This window comes from Mycobacterium sp. Dal123C01, from assembly GCF_052566995.1.
The window spans coordinates 2,347,415-2,365,404 of record NZ_CP199580.1 but is presented as its reverse complement, the minus strand read 5'-3'; the positions used below and the strand labels follow the sequence as shown (position 1 = coordinate 2,365,404).

Below are 17,990 nucleotides of genomic sequence, written 5' to 3'. Positions count from 1 at the left end.
GCGCGCCGGGTATTTCCCGAGATTAGCGTCGGTCGAGATCGATGAGGCCCAGGCGAGCCGCCTTGAGCAGTCGACGCGGCACCTTGTGCTTCTGGCCGGCCACTGTCACGCCGACGAGCTCCGGCTTTTCGGCCTTCCACTGCGAGCGGCGGCTTCGGGTGTTCGAGCGCGACATCCTGCGCTTGGGTACGGCCATGGTCGGGCCTTCTCCTCGATTTGGTTTTCGGGTCGTGCGTCGCGCGGCATGACCTGGGTGGCCGACGGGCGACGATTGTCCTAAAGAATAGTCGGTGACCTGCTGGTCGCCAAAATGGGGCGTCCGGCCTGCGCGGCTATGACACCAGCGCCGAGGCGGGCATCCTTGACGTGACACCGGCGGTACCCGCTAACCTACCGGGTGGTTGGTTGGTTGAGCACCGGTAATTCCTGAATGGAGGACGCCAATGGCCTCTGCTCCTGGCCGTTCCGGCGCTGTCCGGATCGCGAACTGCTCGGGGTTTTACGGCGATCGGCTCGCGGCGATGCACGAAATGCTCACCGGCGGCGACGTGGACTACCTCACCGGCGATTACCTCGCCGAGCTCACCATGCTCATCCTGGGCCGCGACCGGATGAAACACCCCGAACGCGGCTACGCCAAGACCTTCCTGACCCAGCTCGAGGGCTGCCTGGGCGAGGCCCGTGACCGCGGGGTGCGCATCGTCGCCAACGCCGGCGGTCTCAACCCCGCCGGACTGGCCGAGGCGATACGCGCCCTGACCGAGCGCCTGGGCATCGGCGCCCGGGTCGCCCACGTCGAAGGCGATGACCTGGCGCCCCGCGCCGCCGACCTCGGGCTGGGCGCGCCGCTGACGGCCAACGCCTACCTGGGCGCGTGGGGCATCGTCGACTGCCTCAACGACGGCGCCGACGTCGTCGTCACCGGCCGGGTCACCGACGCGTCGGTGATCGTCGGGGCGGCGGCCGCGCACTTCGGCTGGGGCCGCACCGACTACAACGAGCTCGCGGGTGCGGTGGTCGCCGGCCACGTCATCGAATGCGGGGTCCAGGCCACCGGCGGCAACTACCCGTTCTTCCGAGAGATCCCAGCAGTGCCCGGCCTCATCCATCCCGGTTTCCCGCTGGCCGAAGTCAGCGCGGACGGATCGTCGGTGATCACCAAGCACCCCGGCACCGGCGGACTGGTCAGCGTCGACACCGTCACCGCGCAGCTGCTCTACGAGATCACCGGCGCGCGCTACGCCAACCCGGATGTCACGGCCCGGATGGACAGCGTCGAGCTGTCTTCGGAAGGCCCGGACCGGGTGCGCATCAGTGGCGTGGTCGGCGAAGCACCGCCGCCCACATTGAAGGTGTCGCTGAACAGCATCGGTGGATTCCGCAACGCGATGACCTTCGTGCTGACCGGTTTGGATATCGAGGCCAAGGCCGAGCTGGTGCGCCGCCAACTCGAAGCCGGGCTCACCGTCAAGCCCGCCGAGCTGGAATGGACGCTGGCGCGCACCGATCACCCCGACGCCGACACCGAGGAAGCCGCCAGCGCGCTGCTGCGCTGCGTGGTCCGCGACCCCGACCCGGCTAACGTCGGACGCCAATTCTCCTCGGCGGCAGTCGAATTGGCGCTTGCCAGCTATCCGGGCTTCCACGTGACCGCCCCGCCGGCCGAAGGCCAGGTGTACGGCGTGTTCACCGCGGGTTACGTCGAGGCCACCGACGTGCCGCACATCGCCGTACACGCCGACGGCGCCCGCATCGATATCCCCTGCGCCACCGATACTTTAGAACTCTCCCCCGCCGCTGCACCGCCACTGCCCGAGCCGCTGCCGGATGGGCCGACCCGGCGCGCGCCGTTAGGCCGCATCGCCGGCGCTCGCAGCGGCGACAAGGGCGGCTCGGCCAACATCGGGGTGTGGGTGCGCACCGAGGACCAATGGCGCTGGCTGGCCAACACGTTGACCGTCGAACTGCTCAAGGAGTTACTGCCCGAAGCGGCGGACTTCGATGTCACCCGTCACGTGCTGCCCAACCTGCGCGCGGTGAACTTCGTGATCGAGGGCATCCTCGGTCAGGGCGTCGCCTACCAAGCGCGGTTCGATCCCCAGGCCAAGGGGCTGGGCGAATGGCTGCGCAGCCGCCACGTCGACATCCCGGAGAATCTACTGTGAACATCTGGACCACCCCGGAACGCGAGCAGCTACGAAAGACGGTGCGCTCGTTCACCGAACGCGAGATCCTGCCCCACGTCGACGAGTGGGAACGCACCGGTGATTTGCCGCGCGACTTGCACCGGCGTGCCGGGGCGGCCGGGCTGTTGGGCGCGGGATTGCCCGAACCGGTCGGTGGCGGTGGCGGAGACGGCGCCGACGCGGTGATCATCTGCGAAGAGTTCCATCAGGCCGGTGGCCCGGGTGGCGTCTTCGCGTCGCTGTTCACCTGCGGCATCGCGGTGCCACACATGATCGCCTCCGGCGATCAGCGGCTGATCGACACGTTTGTCCGGCCGACGTTGGCCGGCGAGAAGATCGGATCGCTGGCCATCACCGAGCCCGGCGGCGGTTCGGATGTCGGGCATTTGCGGACCAGCGCGGTCCGCGACGGCGATCATTACCTGGTCAACGGCGCCAAGACCTACATCACCTCCGGGGTGCGTGCCGACTATGTCGTCACCGCGGTGCGCACCGGCGGCCCTGGCGCGGCGGGGGTTTCGCTACTGGCGGTCGAAAAGGACACACCCGGCTTCGAGGTCAGCCGCAAGCTGGACAAGATGGGCTGGCGGTCCTCCGACACCGCCGAGCTGTCCTACACCGACGCCCGCGTGCCGGCGGCCAATCTGGTCGGCGCCGAGAACAGCGGATTCGCCCAGATCGCTGCGGCCTTCGTCTCCGAGCGGATCGGCCTTGCCGCGCAAGCATATTCGAGCGCACAGCGGTGTCTGGACATCACTGTGCAGTGGTGTCGCGACCGCGAAACGTTCGGCCGGCCGCTGATCTCGCGCCAGTCCGTGCAGAACACTTTGGCTGAGATGGCCCGGCGCATCGACGTTGCCCGGGTCTATTCGCGCCATGTGGTCGAACGCCAGCTGGCGGGCGAGACGAATCTGATCGCCCAGGTCTGCTTCGCCAAGAACACGGCCGTCGAGGCCGGCGAATGGGTTGCCAACCAAGCCGTTCAGCTCTTCGGCGGCATGGGCTACATGGCCGAATCCGAAGTCGAACGTCAGTACCGGGATATGCGGATCCTGGGCATTGGCGGCGGAACCACCGAAATCCTCACCGCACTGTCCGCCAAACTTTTGGGATTCCAATCATGATTGCACCGCCTCCTCGCCCCCTCGCCGCTTCGCGGCTGGGGGTACCCCCACATCGCTCCGCTCTGCATCGTCGGCGGTGGTCATGACCGTGCTGCAGTCCACACTCGACTCGAACGCCGGGGCCTACGCCGCCGCGGCCGAGACCATGATCGCCAAGCTTGCCGAGATCGACCTCGAGCATGGCAAGGCCCTTGCCGGCGGCGGACCGAAATACGTGGAACGCCACCACTCCCGCGGCAAGCTCACCGCGCGCGAGCGCATCGAGCTGCTGGTGGATCCGGATTCGCCGTTTCTCGAGCTGAGTCCGCTGGCCGCCTATGGCAGTTCCTTCACCCTGGGCGCGAGCACCGTGGTGGGCATCGGCGCGGTCGAAGGCGTGGAGTGCCTGATCGTCGCGAACGACCCGACCGTCAAGGGCGGCACCAGCAACCCGTGGACGCTGAAGAAGATCCTGCGGGCCAATCAGATCGCCCTGCAGAACCGGCTACCCGTGGTGTCGCTGGTGGAGTCCGGTGGCGCTGACCTGCCCACCCAGAAGGAGATCTTCGTCCCTGGCGGGCAGATGTTCCGTGACCTGACCCGGCTGTCGGCGGCGGGCATTCCGACCATCGCGCTCGTCTTCGGCAACTCCACGGCCGGCGGTGCCTACATTCCCGGCATGTCCGATCACGTGGTGATGATCAAGGAACGGTCGAAGGTTTTCCTGGCCGGTCCCCCACTGGTGAAGATGGCCACCGGTGAGGAGTCCGACGACGAATCGTTGGGCGGCGCCGAAATGCATTCCCGCACTTCGGGTCTGGCTGACTATTTCGCCGTCGACGAGCTCGACGCGATCCGCATCGGGCGTCGCATCGTTACCCGGCTGAACTGGCGAAAGCTCGGCCCGCCGCCGCGGCCGGTGGCGGACCCGTTGTTCGACGCCGAGGAGCTGATCGGCATTGTGTCTTCGGATCTGCGTATCCCGTTCGATCCGCGGGACGTGATCGCGCGAATTGTCGACGGCTCCGAATTCGACGAATTCAAGCCGCTGTACGGCTCGTCGCTGGTGACCGGCTGGGCAACCCTGTGCGGATATCCGATCGGTATTCTCGCCAACCACCGCGGTGTGCTGTTCAGCGAGGAGTCGCAGAAGGCCACCCAATTCATTCAGCTGGCCAACCGCTTCGACACGCCGCTGTTGTTCTTGCACAACACGACCGGATACATGGTCGGCAAGGACTACGAAGAGGGCGGCATGATCAAGCACGGGTCGATGATGATCAACGCCGTCTCCAACTCGACGGTCCCACACATCTCGCTGCTGATCGGCGCGTCGTACGGCGCGGGCCATTACGGCATGTGCGGGCGTGCCTACGACCCGCGATTCCTGTTCTCCTGGCCCAGCGCCAAATCCGCGGTGATGGGCGGCGCCCAGCTGGCCGGCGTGCTATCGATCGTGAGCCGCGCGGCCGCCGAAGCCCGCGGCCAGCAGGTCGACGAGGATGCCGATGCCGCGATGCGCGCCGCCGTCGAGGGCCAGATCGAGGCCGAGTCGCTGCCCATGGTGTTGTCCGGGATGCTCTACGACGACGGTGTGATCGATCCCCGCGACACCCGCACGGTTCTGGGAATGTGTCTGTCCGCCATCGCCAATGGCCCGATCAAGGGAACGTCGAACTTCGGCGTCTTCCGGATGTGAGCCCCATGGGAATCACTCGAGTACTGGTTGCCAACCGCGGCGAGATCGCCCGGCGGGTCTTCGCCACCTGCCGGCGGCTGGGCCTGGGCACCGTCGCGGTCTACACCGAGCCGGACGCCACGGCCCCGCACGTCGCCGAGGCCGACTTGCACGTGCGCCTGGCGAAGACCAACGATTACCTGAACGCCGAGGCCATCATCGCCGCCGCCCGTGCCGCGGGCGCCGACGCGGTGCATCCGGGCTACGGATTCCTCTCGGAGAACGCCGACTTCGCGGCCGCCGTTCAAGACGCGGGCCTGACCTGGGTCGGTCCGCCGGTGGACGCGGTGCGCGCGATGGGCTCCAAGATCGAGTCCAAGAAGCTGATGTCCTCGGCCGGGGTACCGGTGCTCGACGAACTCGACCCCGACTCGGTCACCGAAGCGCAGCTGCCGGTGCTGGTCAAGGCTTCCGCGGGCGGGGGTGGCCGCGGAATGCGCGTGGTACGCGAGTTGTCAGCTCTGCCAGGCGAAGTCGCCGCAGCCCAGCGCGAGGCACAGTCCGCCTTCGGCGATCCGACCGTGTTCTGCGAGCGCTACCTGCCGACCGGCCACCATGTCGAGGTTCAGGTCCTTGCCGACACTCACGGCACCGTGTGGGCCGTCGGGGAACGGGAATGCTCGATTCAGCGCCGCCACCAGAAGGTCATCGAAGAGGCCCCGTCCCCCTTGGTGGAGCGCACTCCGGGTATGCGGACCAAGCTGTTCGACGCGGCCCGACTGGCCGCCGCCGCCATCGGCTACACCGGCGCCGGCACGGTGGAGTTCCTCGCCGACCCAAACTCTCAAGACGGTGAGTTCTTCTTCCTGGAGATGAACACCAGGCTGCAGGTCGAGCACCCGGTCACCGAAGAGACCACCGGGCTCGACCTCGTCGAACTACAGCTCGCGGTTGCCGAGGGCGGCCGTCTGGATGCCGAACCTCCTGCCGCCCAGGGTCATTCGATTGAAGCCCGGCTGTATGCCGAAGATCCCGCGCGCGGCTGGCAGCCGCAAGCCGGACTGGTGCACACCTTCGACGTGCCGGGCACTCGGGCACAGTTCAGCTCGCTGGGCCAGCGCACCGGAATCCGGCTGGACTCCGGCATTGTCGATGGATCGACCGTCTCGATTCACTACGACCCCATGCTGGCCAAGGTCATCTCGTACGCCCCGACCCGCCGGCAATCCGCGCTGGTGCTTGCCGACGCGCTGGCCCGAACGCGGTTGCACGGGCTGCGCACCAACCGCGAGCTGTTGGTGAACGTGCTGCGGCATCCGGCATTCCTCGACGGTGCGACCGACACCGCGTTTTTCGACACCCACGGCCTGGCGCAGTTGTCGGCGCCGCTGGGCGACGAAGGCGTCGTCCGTTTGTCGGCGATTGCCGCCGCGCTCGCCGAGGCCGCACACAATCGCGTCACCGCCGCCGTGTTCGGCCCGATGCCCAGTGGCTGGCGGAACCTGACCACGGGCTACCAGGTCAAGACCTACCGGGACGACGAGGACAACGAGCACCGGGTCGAATACCGGTTCACCAGAACCGGATTGGTGCTCGCCGGCGACGAGCCGGTGCAGCTGGTTTCGTCAGCACCCGAAGAGGTCGTGCTGGCCGATGCCAGCGGGGTGGCGTGCAGCTTCGCGGTGGCGCGGTATGGCCGGGATGTCTATGTCGACTCGGCGCGCGGTCCGGTCCATTTCGACGCGGTCCCACGGTTCCCCGAGCCGGGTTCCTCCGTCGCCGAGGGGTCGCTGGTGGCGCCGATGCCCGGCAATGTCATCCGGCTCGGCGCGCAGGTGGGTGACACCGTCACGGCCGGTCAGCCGCTGATCTGGCTGGAGGCGATGAAGATGGAGCACACCATCACCGCCCCTGCCGACGGTGTGCTCAGTTCACTCAACGTCACGACCGGTCAGCAAGTCGAAGTCGGGGCCGTCCTGGCAATCGTCGAAGCGCCCGACGGCGCCCATTCAGAAGACCAAGCAAAAGGAGATACCGAATGACCGATACCAGCTTCATCGAAAGCGAGGAGCGCCGGGCGCTGCGCAAGTCGGTGTCCGCGTGGGCATCCAACTACGGCAGCGAGTACTACCTGGAAAAGGCGCGCGCACACGAGCACACCGATGAATTGTGGTCCGAGGCAGGCAAGCTCGGTTTCCTCGGCGTGAACCTGCCGGAGGAATATGGCGGCGGTGGCGCCGGGATGTACGAGCTGTCGCTGGTCATGGAGGAAATGGCCGCCGCGGGCAGCGCACTGCTGCTGATGGTGGTGTCACCGGCGATCAACGGCACGATCATCAGCAAGTTCGGCACGGAAGAACAGAAGAAGCGCTGGATCCCGTCCATCGCCGACGGCTCTTTGACGATGGCGTTCGCGATCACCGAGCCCGACGCAGGGTCCAACTCGCACAAGATCACCACGACGGCGCGTCGCGATGGCAGTGACTGGATTCTCAAGGGCCAGAAGGTCTTTATCTCCGGGATCGACCAGGCGCAGGCCGTGCTGACGGTGGCCCGCACCGAGGAGGCCAAGACCGGCAAGCTGCGCCCGGCGCTGTTCGTGGTGCCCACCGATTCCCCGGGGTTCAGCTACACCCCGATCGAGATGGAACTGATCAGCCCCGAGCGCCAGTTCCAGGTATTCCTCGACGATGTCCGGCTGCCCGCCGATGCGCTCGTCGGAGCCGAGGACGCCGCGATCGCACAGCTTTTCGCGGGCCTGAATCCCGAGCGGATCATGGGCGCGGCCAGCTCGGTGGGGATGGGCCGGTTCGCGCTGGAAAAGGCCGTCGACTACGTGAAGACCCGCCAGGTGTGGGGAACGCCGATCGGCGCGCACCAGGGCCTGTCACATCCGTTGGCGCAGTGCCACATTGAGGTAGAGCTCGCCAAGCTGATGATGCAGAAGGCGGCCTCGCTCTATGACAGCGGCGACGACGTCGGCGCTGCCGAAGCCGCCAATATGGCCAAATACGCTGCGGCCGAGGCAGCTACCCGTTCGGTGGATCAGGCCGTGCAGTCGATGGGCGGCAACGGCCTGACGAAGGAGTACGGTGTCGCCGCGATGCTGACGTCGGCCCGGCTGGGACGGATCGCGCCGATCAGCCGTGAGATGGTGCTGAACTTCGTCGCGCAGACATCCCTGGGCCTGCCCCGGTCCTACTGATGGAAGATCGTTTTGTCGAATACGTCGTCACGGCACCGTTCGCCCGGCTGACGCTGAACTCACCGCACAACCGCAACGCGCTCTCGGCCACTCTGGTCAGCCAATTGCACCAGGGCCTGCGCGACGCGGTGGCCGATCCGGCGGTGCGGGTGGTGGTGCTCGGCCACACCGGCGGCACGTTCTGCGCCGGCGCGGACCTGAGCGAGGCCAGCGGTGGTGATCCCTTCGAGATGGCCGCGACCCGGGCCCGGGAACTGACCACGCTGTTGCGCGCCATCGTCGAGGCGCCGCTGCCGGTGATCGCCGCGATCAACGGACATGTCCGGGCGGGCGGATTCGGCCTCGTCGGTGCCTGCGATATCGCGGTGGCCGGGCCGCGCAGCACCTTCGCGCTGACCGAGGCCCGAATCGGTGTCGCCCCGGCGATCATCTCGCTGACGCTGCTGCCGAAGCTGTCGCCGCGGGCGGCCGCCCGGTACTACCTGACCGGCGAGACGTTCGACGCCGGCCAAGCCGCGGAGATCGGGTTGGTCACGATGGCGGCCGACGATGTGGATGCCGCGGTGGCGAAGCTGGTCGCCGATCTGGGCCGTGGATCGCCGCAGGGTCTGGCGGCGTCGAAGGCACTGACGACAACGGCCGTGCTCGAAGGATTCGACCGCGACGCCGAACGCCTTACTGAGGAGTCCGCCGGTCTTTTTGTCTCCGACGAAGCTCGCGAAGGCATGCTGTCTTTCCTGCAGAAACGTCCACCCAGTTGGGCGCCGCCCGCAGCCGAGGACGCCGGCGACAATTGACCCGCCCGTAGGAAGATCATTGCGATTTAGCCAACTCTCTTGCAGCAAAAGTTGTACGTCGTACGCTCGTGGGTGATGAGCGATTCGGCGCCGAATGATGCGAAGGACGCGCGCGACCGTGAGTCGCGTGCGGCCGACACCGATCGCATACAAATTGCGCAGCTGCTGGCATATGCCGCTGAGCAGGGCCGGCTGCAGCTCAAAGACTATGAAGATCGCCTGACCAGGGCATATGCGGCGACGACATACGAGGAACTGGATCGGCTCCGGGCGGATTTACCGGGCGCGCCGATAAACACCCGCCGGGGTGGCAAAACCAATCCGGCGCCCTCCACGCTGCTGCTCGCCCTGCTGAGCGGATTCGAACGGCGCGGCCGGTGGAACGTGCCCAAGAAGCTGACCACGTTCACGCTCTGGGGCAGCGGGGTGGTTGATCTGCGCTACGCCGATTTCACGTCGACCGAAGTCGATATCCACGTGGTCTCGATCATGGGTGCGCAGAACATCGTGCTGCCACCCGAAGTCAACGTCGAAATTCGCGGCCGCGGTGTGATGGGCGGTTTCGACCGCGATGTCGTGGGCCAAGGTACGCCCGGCGCACCGAGGGTGAATATTCACGGCTTCTCGCTATGGGGCGGTGTGGGCATTAAGCGCAAAGCGCGCAGACTCCACCCGTAAACCGCAGCACGCTCGCACGGCCCTACCTACGGCGCATGACGCGTCCCACATGGCGCCGCAAAGTGGTCTGGCGCCGAGTTATCGACAGGCCCAATACCTCTGGGCGATCACAACTCGAATGACGATTTGCGACAGTAAATTTCGAGCGCCCACTGGCGGCGCCCAGTCAGCCGCGATGTCCGCTAACGACGGCGCCGGGACCGCAGATAGTCGCCGACCACCGCTGCTCCCAGCCCGTCGAGATCAGGCACCACGACGCGCCCCTCGACCCGCCGCGCGACCTGGTCGATGAACCGCGCCAGGCCGGGATCGCTGCCCAGCCGGAAGATCGTGACCTGCGCGCCCAGCCGCGCCATATCGTCGAACCCGCGCACGGTGTGGGCGATGGTCCGCGGATGGGGTGGGTAATCAAAAAACACCGACGAACCGTCACCGTCGAGATCCTCCAAGTGTGCGGTCGGCTCACCGTCGGTCACCACCAGCACCACGGGCTGCGCGTTGGGGTGGCGACGCAGATGGCGGCCCGCCAGCGCCAGTGCGTGATGCAGGTTGGTGCCCTGCTCGTAGACCCCCTCGAGACCGGTCAGCTCGGCGGCCGTCACCGTCCGGGCGTATCGGCCAAAGGCGATGATCTGCAAGGCATCCGACCGGAACCGTGTACCGATCAGGTGGTTGAGCGCGAGCGCCGTCTGCTTCATCGGCAGCCAGCGATTCTCCATCACCATCGAAAACGAGGTATCCACCAGCAACGCCACCGCGGATTGCGTGCGCGTCTCAGTCTCGGACACCTCGACGTCGTCGACGGTTATCCGGATCGGGCCGGCCGGGCCGTCGAGGGTCGCGGTTCCGGCCTGCCGCAGTACCGCGTTGGTCAGCGTGCGGGGGATGTTCCACGGTTCGGTGTCACCGAACTGCCAGGGCCGAGTCGCACCGGTCAGCTCGCCCGCCGCCCCGGCGCGCCGCAGGTCGCGCTCGCCACGCCGGCCGGAAAGCTGTTGTGCCACATCGCGTAGCGCCGTCTCACCGAGTCTGCGCATGGCCATCGGCGACAGTCGCCACTGGCCGTCGGAACCACGATCCAGGAAGCCCTGATTAACCAGTGCCCGTTCCAGTTCGGCCAGTGTTCGTGCATCGACGGCGGCCTCGTCGCCGAGCTGGCGTGCCAGCGCGTCGAGATCGACGTCGTCCATGGCGGCGCCGGGATAGCTCTGCGAAAGCTGGTCGGCCAGCTGCTCCAGCTCGGCGACGTCCGCCATGGCCTGGGCGCCCTCACCCATTCCCAACGGGTTGTCGCCGGAGAACTGTTCGGAGCCCATCCAGTCTTCGCCCGGCCGCGCGGCCTGCAGATGCGAATCGAGACGATTCAACGCCTGCACCAGCGACGGCGAACCAAATGCCTGCTGCGCCAAGGCATCAAGTTCGGCGCGCTGATCCGGGCTCAGGCTGTTGCGGAAACGCTGCGCGGCGGCAGCGCGCTGGGCCAGCGAGTCCAGCAGCTCGTCGACATTGCGCGGGTTCTCCGGGAAGAACTCGCCGTGCTTGTCCATGAAGTCATCGAAGTCCTGTTGGGTGTCCTCACCCCGGCCGTGCTTGTCCAGCAGCTCGTTGAGGTCGTTGACCATATCGGTGACGCGCTGGCGATCCTCGTCGGTGGCGCCCTCCAGCGCTTCTTTCATGCCGGCGAAGCGTTGATCGAGCATCTCGCGGCCGAGCAAATCCTTGATCTGCTCGTACTTTTCGCGGGCCTGGTCGCTGCGCCAGTTGTACTCGGAAAGCTCTTGGACCGCCTTGGCCGGCGACGCCGGCAGCGCATCGAGCTGCAGTTCGCCGAAGCGGGCGTCGTCGTCGAGCGCGCGGGCCAGTTCCTTGCGTTCGGCCAGCACCGCCTCGTCGAGTAGCTTCTTGATCTCCTGCAGTGTCCCGTCTAAGTTGTTGCGGCGCAATAGATCCCGGCGGCGGCGGTTCGCTTCTGCCGCCAGCCGGTCGGCGCCGGGCATACTCTTGGTACCGCGGCGCAGCAGCTCGGACAGCGCCCGGCGCGGCGAGGTGCCGCCCATGACGTCCTGCCCGATCTGCTCGAGCGCCTCGCGCAGATCCACCGGCGGAGCCAGCGGGTCAGGCCCGCCGGTGTACGCCGAGTAACGTGAGGCGTGCCCCTTCGAAAAAGGCTTAGCCATAGACGGTTTGGCCCTCCCCGGATACCTTGTCGATTCGCTTGGCCAGATACAGCGCCTCCAGCGCCAGCTCCAGCGCCGCGGCGCGTTCGCCCTCGGATTCCGCGTGCAGCCGGTCGGCGATTTCCTCCACGACGGGCAACCCCGGAACGGCGGCCAGCACATCCTTGGCCGAGATGCGCTCGCCCGTCGTCACCGCCGAACCGCCTTCCACGGCGGTGACCAATGGGGCGACATCGATACCGCCGAGCGCTCTGGACGCGGTGTCGGCGGTCGCCCGGCGCAGCAGGTGCTCGAGCACCGCCTGCTCGCGGCCTTCCTCACCGGATTCGAATTCCAGCTTGCCGCGCAGCACGTCGATCACGGTGCCCAGGTCGACAACTCGGGCCACCGGGTCGCTCTCGCCGAGCATCGCGCCGCGGTGCCGCGCGGAGGCGGCGACGGTCTCGGCGGCAGCGATGGCGAACCGCGCCGATACCCCGGATCGCTGATCGACCGAGTTGGACTCCCGCAGGTAGCGGGCAAACCGCGCGATCACCTGCGTCAGGTACTCGGGTACCTGCGCGCTCAGGTGCGCTTCCTGGACGATGACGCCCACCTCCGCCTCCAGTTCCAGCGGGTAGTGGGTGCGGATCTCGGCGCCGAACCGGTCTTTGAGCGGGGTGATGATGCGGCCGCGGTTGGTGTAGTCCTCGGGGTTGGCGCTGGCGACCACCAACACGTCCAGTGGCAGGCGCAGCGTGTAGCCGCGGACCTGAATGTCGCGCTCCTCCATGACGTTGAGCATCGACACCTGAATGCGCTCGGCGAGGTCGGGCAGCTCGTTGACCGCCACGATGCCGCGGTGCGCGCGGGGAATCAATCCGTAGGCGATGGTCTCCGGGTCGCCGAGGCTGCGTCCCTCGGCCACCTTGATCGGGTCGATGTCACCGACCAGGTCGGCGACGCTGGTATCAGGAGTCGCCAGCTTCTCGGTGTAGCGCTCGCTGCGATGCTTCCACTCCACCGGCAGGTCGTCGCCGAGCTGCGCGGCCCGCCGGATCCACTCCGGCGTGATCGGGGTGTACGGATGCTCGCTGAGCTCGGACCCGGCGATCACCGGCGTCCACTCGTCAAGCAGGCCGGTCAATGCGCGCAGTAGCCGGGTTTTGCCCTGGCCGCGTTCGCCGAGCAGAACGAAGTCGTGACCGGCGATCAGCGCCCGCTCTAGCTGAGGCAGCACGGTGTCGTCGAATCCCAGGATGCCCGGCCAAATGTCGTCCCCCTCGGCCAACGCGGTCAGCAGATTCTCTCGGATTTCCTGCTTGACTCCGCGTTCACGATGGCCGGCGGCACGTAGCTCGCCCACAGTTCGGGGCAGATTGCTCGGTGAGGTCACCACTCCACGCTACGTCGCGATCCAGATGTGCGTCATGCGCACCGGGTTTAGTGCGCGAAGTGGCGAGCACCGGTGAGGTACAACGTGACGCCGGCCTCGGCCGCCGCCGCGGTCACTTCGTCATCGCGCACCGAGCCCCCGGGGTGCACGATCGCCTTGACTCCGGCGTGAGCCAGCGTTTCCAACCCGTCGGGGAAAGGGAAGAACGCGTCGGACGCGGCCACCGCACCACCGACTCGGTCGCCGCCGCGTTCGACAGCCAGCCGGGCCGCGTCGACCCGGTTGACCTGACCCATGCCCACACCGATGGTGGCGCCGCCGGAGGCGATCACGATGGCGTTCGACTTGACCGCGCGGCAGGTACGCCACGCAAAGACCAGGTCGCCCAACGTCGCCGGGTCGGCCGGTGATCCGGTGGCCAGTGTCCAGTTGACCGGGTTGTCGCCGTGCGCGTCGAGCTGATCACGCTGCTGCACCAGCAGTCCCCCGCTGACGGGTCTCACCTCGGAGCCGCCGGCCAGCGGTTCGGAAGCCACGAGTACCCGGATGTTCTTCTTGCGGGTCAGCACGTCAAGGGCATCCGGCGCGTAGGCGGGGGCGATGATCACCTCGGTGAAGATGGTGCTGACGTACTCGGCCATCTCAACGCTGACCTCGGTATTGGCGGCGATGACTCCCCCGAACGCGCTCAGCGGGTCGCATTCGTGGGCCTTGCGATGTGCGTCGGCGACCGAAACCGACGAGATGGCGATCCCACACGGGTTGGCGTGCTTGATGATTGCCACACATGTCTGCTCATGGTCGAAGGCCGCGCGCCAGGCCGCGTCCGCGTCGGTGAAGTTGTTGTAGGACATCTCTTTTCCGTGCAGCTGCTCGGCCTGCGCCAGCCCCGGCCACGCGCCCGGGTCGACGTAGAGCGCCGCTTGTTGGTGCGGGTTCTCGCCGTAGCGCAGCATCGCCGAGCGGCGCCAGTTGTGGCCGAGCCACTGCGGAAAGGTCGTCGCCGGATGTTCGGGGGCCAGGGTCGACTCCATCCAGCTCGCCACGGCGATGTCGTACTCCGCGGTGTGCTGAAAGGCCAGCGACGCCAGCTTCTTGCGCTCGGCGAGCGTGAAGCCACCATCGCGCGTCGCGGCGAGCACCCCGTCGTAGCCGAGCGGGTCGACGACGACCGCCACACTCGGATGGTTCTTCGCGGCCGCCCGAACCATCGACGGCCCGCCGATGTCGATCTGCTCGACGCATTCGTCGATGCCGGCGCCGGAGTCGACGGTCTCGCTGAACGGATACAGGTTGACGACCACCAGTTCGAAGGCCGCGATCCCGAGCTGTTCAAGCGCCGCGGCGTGCTCGGGCTTGCGCAGATCGGCCAGCAGTCCGGCATGCACCCGCGGGTGCAGTGTCTTGACCCGGCCATCGAGCACCTCGGGGAAGCCGGTCAGCTCCTCTACCGGGGTCACCGAAATCCCTTTGTCCGCAATGGTCTTCGCGGTCGATCCGGTCGAGACGATCTCGACGCCCGCCGCACTCAGGCCCTGGGCGAGTTCTATCAGCCCGGTCTTGTCGTAGACGCTGATCAACGCGCGGCGAATCGCTCTTCTTGACTCGTCGGTGCTCATAGGGTGCTCATCCCAGGGTCGCCTTTCGTCCAATCCAGGTCACGCCGCGGGTCGCCATCGCGGCCACCACGTCCACCAACAGCCGCCGTTCGATGACTTTGATGCGTTCATGCAGTGTCTCTTCGTTGTCCCCGTCGAGCACCGGAACGGGTTCCTGCGCCAATATCGGCCCGGTGTCCATGCCGGCATCTACCAGGTGCACCGTACAGCCGGTGACCTTCACACCGTAAGCCAAAGCTTCGGGGACAGCATGTGCGCCCGCGAATGCCGGCAGTAGTGCCGGATGCGTATTGAGGGTGCGTCCGCAGAACCGTGAAAGGAATTGCGGACCAAGGATTTTCATGAATCCGGCGGCCACGATCAGATCGGGCGAGTGCGCGGCGGTGGCCTCGGTGATCGCAGCGTCCCAGGCATCGCGGTCGGGATAGTCGCCAAGTCGGACGGTGAAGGTCGGGATGGACGCGGCTGCGGCGATCTCGGTGGCCCGGCAGTCGCGATCCACGCCGACGGCGACCACGCGCGCCGGGTAGTCACCGACCGCGCCGGCCAGCATCGAACTCAGGAGCGATCCGGTGCCCGACGCCAGCACCACGAGTCGCGCCGGCGCACTCGGGGGCACGCGGAGCGGTTCGACCACATCGCGAGCCTACTAACGACGCTGCCCGGCTGACGATACGACGGGCCGCGCAGCGAACCCCGACGTGCCGCTCTGAGCCGGCAGCGCGGCTAATCTCCGGAATCGCGCTCGGTCGCGCTGTGCTCCGGTCCGTCCGGCGTGGGCTCGTCGGGCGCGGGCTCGTCAGGCGCGGGTTCGCCCGGTGTGGGCTCGTCTGGCACGGGTTCGCCCGGTGTGGGCTCGGCAAACATGGCCGGGAACGCTTCCTCGTCGTCGTCGCCGTCGAGCAGCAGGTCGTGGTCCGCGGAGTGGACGGGCTCGGAGAAAACGTCCGCGAAGTCCTTCGGTTCGTCGGCCGGCGGCGCGGGCGCGCGTCGTTGTTTGAGACGCCTGGGCCGGCGCCTGATCCCGCCGGTCATCACCACCGTGACCCAGCCGACGACCGCGAACCAGAAGAAGCTGCCGATCAGCATGGCGCCCTGGTCCACCCCGACGTCGCCGAAGTTGCCCAGCCGGCCGCTGCTGCCGTAGGCCAGCAGCGACATCGTCAGGGCCCCGGCCGCCGCGGCGAGCAACAGCTTGCCCAGCGCCGGAACCAGCGGGAGCGGACGCCGGGCGCATTGCTGGCCAACCGCCACACCCGACGCCGCCCCGACGATGAGCAGCGCCACCCACACCGGCCCCAGCGGCGGCGTCGGTGCCGCGGCCAGGATGGGCAGCGCCGGAATATCGCCGCCAAACACGGTGAACGAACTGAACGTCGCAAAACCAAGATGGGCACTGGACCCCACCGCGACCGCCGACGTGCCGACGATGACGTTGGGCGCGTAGAGCAGACAGAGCACGGTGAGGCTGAACTCGCCGAAGATGGAATCGGTGATCCCGAAGAGATCTTGCATCGTCGCCCAGTGCACAACCAGCGATCCCGCCGTCACCAACCCGGAGAGCCCGACCAGCGCCAGCACACCGGCGGCCGCGGCACGCAGCGAATCACCCAGCCAGGAGGGCAGTGACGCCGCCATCAGCGCCCGTCGGCCCACCCGGGACCACACGCCGATCGCGGCACCGATGGCATGCACCACCAGAACGCTGGTAAACGCGCGCAGGGCATTGGGAGTCTGCAGCTCGGTGAGCACGGTGGAGGCGTCGTGGATGACCGCCAGCGCAATCGCCGCGATCAGCAACGGTCCACCCAGTGCCGCGGCGACGACCCAGCGGACCACGAGCCATGACGAATATCTGGTGGTGGCCCGCGCCGTGGTCCGCGCGGTCCCCCACACCATCAACAGGATTGGCAGCAGCGGCAGCACGCCCAGCTCGCGACCGCCGATCGAAATCGGTACTCGGTGCACACCGAGCCAGATACTGGCGATCGCCCCCAGCGCGCCGGTCATGTCGCTGTTGGCGATCAGCAGCTGAAGCAGCGTGACGGCGGCGATGATCACCAGCGCCAGCACAGCCGGGCCGAACGCGACCCGGACGAGGTCGCGCGCCTGACGAGCGCCCGCTGTCCGGTTGTCCCCGCTTTCTGACACCCTTTTCACCGTTGGCGCACGTGCCCGACGAGGCGCGAGAGCCCGCGGTTAGGCCGGGGCCGGCCCGGAGGGCGACGAAGGCGACTGGTGCTGGTCCCCGGGTTGCTCGGATAAGCCCGCACCGCCGACCGAGGGTGGCGGGCTGAAGCTCGGGAAGCCGGTCGGTGGGGTGGACGGACCCTGCTGCGCCGCCGACTGAGGTCCGGATTGCGGGGACTGGGCACCGAATCCGCCAGTGGTCGGCATCGCGCTCTGAGTTGGGGCCTGGCTCGAGGGGTAGCCACCGCCGTACTGCGACCCATACCCGGAGCCCTGCGGGTTGTGCTGCTGCGGATTTTGCTGACCGTAGTACCCGCCGTGCTGCTGGCCTCCGTATTGCTGCTGCCCGTACTGGCCGTATTGCCCGTACTGCTGCGCGTAAGGGTCGTACTTGGGCCGCGGCGGGGGCGCGGTGATGACGCCGGCGTCCAACAGAATCAGGACGACGGCGGCAACCGCCTGCAGCACGCTGGACGCCACCAGCGGCCACATGGCCCAGCCGACGGCGAACCCGGTCGGTGTGTTGATGACCTCCGCGATCGACAGCAGCGCTCCCAAGACGGCGACGGCCGCCACCACGCCCGCGTAATTCTTTGCCTTGGGCAGCAGGCTCAGCCCGGCGAGCAGCGAGGCCAGCACGGCGACGAGCACCGCGGTGCCGGCGTCACCGGCGCGTCCACCGGAGGCCGGACCGAGGTCGGCGCTGAGTATGAAGGTTGGCCCGAAATTCAGCAGGTATACCGCCAGGCCGAGTGCCACCACCGCGATGTTGACGTACAGCGGAAGCTTGCTCTCACCGTCCTCAGTTTTCGCGAACGACGGTGTGGCGCCTGGATAGGAGCCGCCGGGCTGCGCTTGCGGATATCCGGGACTACCGGGCGAGTAGGTCATGAGTCCTCCTGTTGCTTCCAGTGCCTTCAAGCCGTCAGCGGGCGCCACGCCACTGTTGCAGTGCGGCGCTGTGCTCTCAGGCCCGCCGTTC

At 67.5% G+C, this 17,990-nt stretch carries 14 protein-coding genes; 7 read left to right on the top strand and 7 right to left on the bottom strand.

All coding sequences use genetic code 11. The features are described from left to right. Positions 1–22: 22 nt before the first annotated feature. The gene (gene rpmF, locus ACTXG5_RS11385) at positions 23–196 is read right to left on the bottom strand and encodes a 50S ribosomal protein L32 (protein WP_313865396.1); all 174 of its coding nucleotides are present in this window, start codon (positions 194–196) and stop codon (positions 23–25) included. A 247-nt stretch (positions 197–443) separates the two neighbouring features. Here rpmF and ACTXG5_RS11380 point away from each other — a divergent pair, with 247 nt between their 5' ends. The 7 genes from ACTXG5_RS11380 to ACTXG5_RS11350 all read left to right on the top strand — a co-directional run bounded on the left by ACTXG5_RS11380 (position 444) and on the right by ACTXG5_RS11350 (position 9,647). Beyond that, positions 444–2,165 (top strand): acyclic terpene utilization AtuA family protein, encoded by a 1,722-nt coding sequence (locus tag ACTXG5_RS11380; protein ID WP_445163747.1) that lies wholly within the window; start codon positions 444–446, stop codon positions 2,163–2,165. Continuing rightward, positions 2,162–3,310 carry an acyl-CoA dehydrogenase family protein gene (locus ACTXG5_RS11375; RefSeq protein ID WP_445163746.1) on the top strand — a complete coding sequence of 383 codons (1,149 nt, stop codon included), beginning with the start codon at positions 2,162–2,164 and terminating at the stop codon, positions 3,308–3,310. Before ACTXG5_RS11380 ends, ACTXG5_RS11375 begins: the two co-directional genes overlap by 4 nt. An 88-nt stretch (positions 3,311–3,398) precedes the next feature. Further along, complete coding sequence (locus ACTXG5_RS11370; protein WP_445164369.1) at positions 3,399–4,988, top strand: acyl-CoA carboxylase subunit beta; 1,590 nt, start codon at positions 3,399–3,401, stop codon at positions 4,986–4,988. Between the two features lie 5 nt (positions 4,989–4,993). Next, on the top strand, positions 4,994–7,009 hold the full coding sequence (locus tag ACTXG5_RS11365; RefSeq protein ID WP_445163745.1) for an acetyl/propionyl/methylcrotonyl-CoA carboxylase subunit alpha: 2,016 nt from the start codon (positions 4,994–4,996) through the stop codon (positions 7,007–7,009). Further along, on the top strand, positions 7,006–8,172 hold the full coding sequence (locus tag ACTXG5_RS11360; RefSeq protein WP_445163744.1) for an acyl-CoA dehydrogenase family protein: 1,167 nt from the start codon (positions 7,006–7,008) through the stop codon (positions 8,170–8,172). Before ACTXG5_RS11365 ends, ACTXG5_RS11360 begins: the two co-directional genes overlap by 4 nt. Further along, complete coding sequence (locus tag ACTXG5_RS11355; protein ID WP_445163743.1) at positions 8,172–8,969, top strand: enoyl-CoA hydratase family protein; 798 nt, start codon at positions 8,172–8,174, stop codon at positions 8,967–8,969. Before ACTXG5_RS11360 ends, ACTXG5_RS11355 begins: the two co-directional genes overlap by 1 nt. Positions 8,970–9,044: 75 nt before the next feature. Next, the gene (locus tag ACTXG5_RS11350) at positions 9,045–9,647 is read left to right on the top strand and encodes a DUF1707 SHOCT-like domain-containing protein (protein ID WP_445163742.1); all 603 of its coding nucleotides are present in this window, start codon (positions 9,045–9,047) and stop codon (positions 9,645–9,647) included. Positions 9,648–9,829: 182 nt separating this feature from the next. Here the strand turns inward: ACTXG5_RS11350 and ACTXG5_RS11345 are convergent, their stop codons facing one another. The 6 genes from ACTXG5_RS11345 to ACTXG5_RS11320 form a co-directional block, all read right to left on the bottom strand. Then, positions 9,830–11,824: a vWA domain-containing protein gene (locus ACTXG5_RS11345; protein WP_445163741.1), complete on the bottom strand. Its 1,995-nt coding sequence runs from the start codon at positions 11,822–11,824 to the stop codon at positions 9,830–9,832. Then, positions 11,817–13,202 carry a sigma 54-interacting transcriptional regulator gene (locus ACTXG5_RS11340; RefSeq protein ID WP_445163740.1) on the bottom strand — a complete coding sequence of 462 codons (1,386 nt, stop codon included), beginning with the start codon at positions 13,200–13,202 and terminating at the stop codon, positions 11,817–11,819. Before ACTXG5_RS11340 ends, ACTXG5_RS11345 begins: the two co-directional genes overlap by 8 nt. A 44-nt stretch (positions 13,203–13,246) precedes the next feature. After that, entirely contained in the window at positions 13,247–14,818 is a 1,572-nt protein-coding gene (gene purH / locus ACTXG5_RS11335) for a bifunctional phosphoribosylaminoimidazolecarboxamide formyltransferase/IMP cyclohydrolase (protein ID WP_445163739.1), read from the bottom strand. 7 nt (positions 14,819–14,825) lie between these two features. After that, positions 14,826–15,455 carry a phosphoribosylglycinamide formyltransferase gene (gene purN, locus ACTXG5_RS11330; RefSeq protein ID WP_445163738.1) on the bottom strand — a complete coding sequence of 210 codons (630 nt, stop codon included), beginning with the start codon at positions 15,453–15,455 and terminating at the stop codon, positions 14,826–14,828. Between the two features lie 89 nt (positions 15,456–15,544). Next, positions 15,545–16,978, bottom strand: coding sequence for a cell division protein PerM (locus tag ACTXG5_RS11325; RefSeq protein ID WP_445163737.1), 1,434 nt, complete (start codon positions 16,976–16,978; stop codon positions 15,545–15,547). A 39-nt stretch (positions 16,979–17,017) separates the two neighbouring features. After that, positions 17,018–17,899, bottom strand: coding sequence for a DUF5336 domain-containing protein (locus ACTXG5_RS11320; protein WP_445163736.1), 882 nt, complete (start codon positions 17,897–17,899; stop codon positions 17,018–17,020). Positions 17,900–17,990: the final 91 nt, after the last annotated feature.

Bases quoted from the DNA above. Each gene is read 5' to 3' on its own strand.
- rpmF (WP_313865396.1), bottom strand. From the start codon at position 196: ATGGCCGTACCCAAGCGCAGGATGTCGCGCTCGAACACCCGAAGCCGC.
- ACTXG5_RS11365 (WP_445163745.1), top strand. From the start codon at position 4,994: ATGGGAATCACTCGAGTACTGGTTGCCAACCGCGGCGAGATCGCCCGG.
- ACTXG5_RS11350 (WP_445163742.1), top strand. From the start codon at position 9,045: ATGAGCGATTCGGCGCCGAATGATGCGAAGGACGCGCGCGACCGTGAG.
- ACTXG5_RS11380 (WP_445163747.1), top strand. From the start codon at position 444: ATGGCCTCTGCTCCTGGCCGTTCCGGCGCTGTCCGGATCGCGAACTGC.
- ACTXG5_RS11360 (WP_445163744.1), top strand. From the start codon at position 7,006: ATGACCGATACCAGCTTCATCGAAAGCGAGGAGCGCCGGGCGCTGCGC.
- ACTXG5_RS11320 (WP_445163736.1), bottom strand. From the start codon at position 17,899: ATGACCTACTCGCCCGGTAGTCCCGGATATCCGCAAGCGCAGCCCGGC.
- ACTXG5_RS11345 (WP_445163741.1), bottom strand. From the start codon at position 11,824: ATGGCTAAGCCTTTTTCGAAGGGGCACGCCTCACGTTACTCGGCGTAC.
- ACTXG5_RS11355 (WP_445163743.1), top strand. From the start codon at position 8,172: ATGGAAGATCGTTTTGTCGAATACGTCGTCACGGCACCGTTCGCCCGG.
- purH (WP_445163739.1), bottom strand. From the start codon at position 14,818: ATGAGCACCGACGAGTCAAGAAGAGCGATTCGCCGCGCGTTGATCAGC.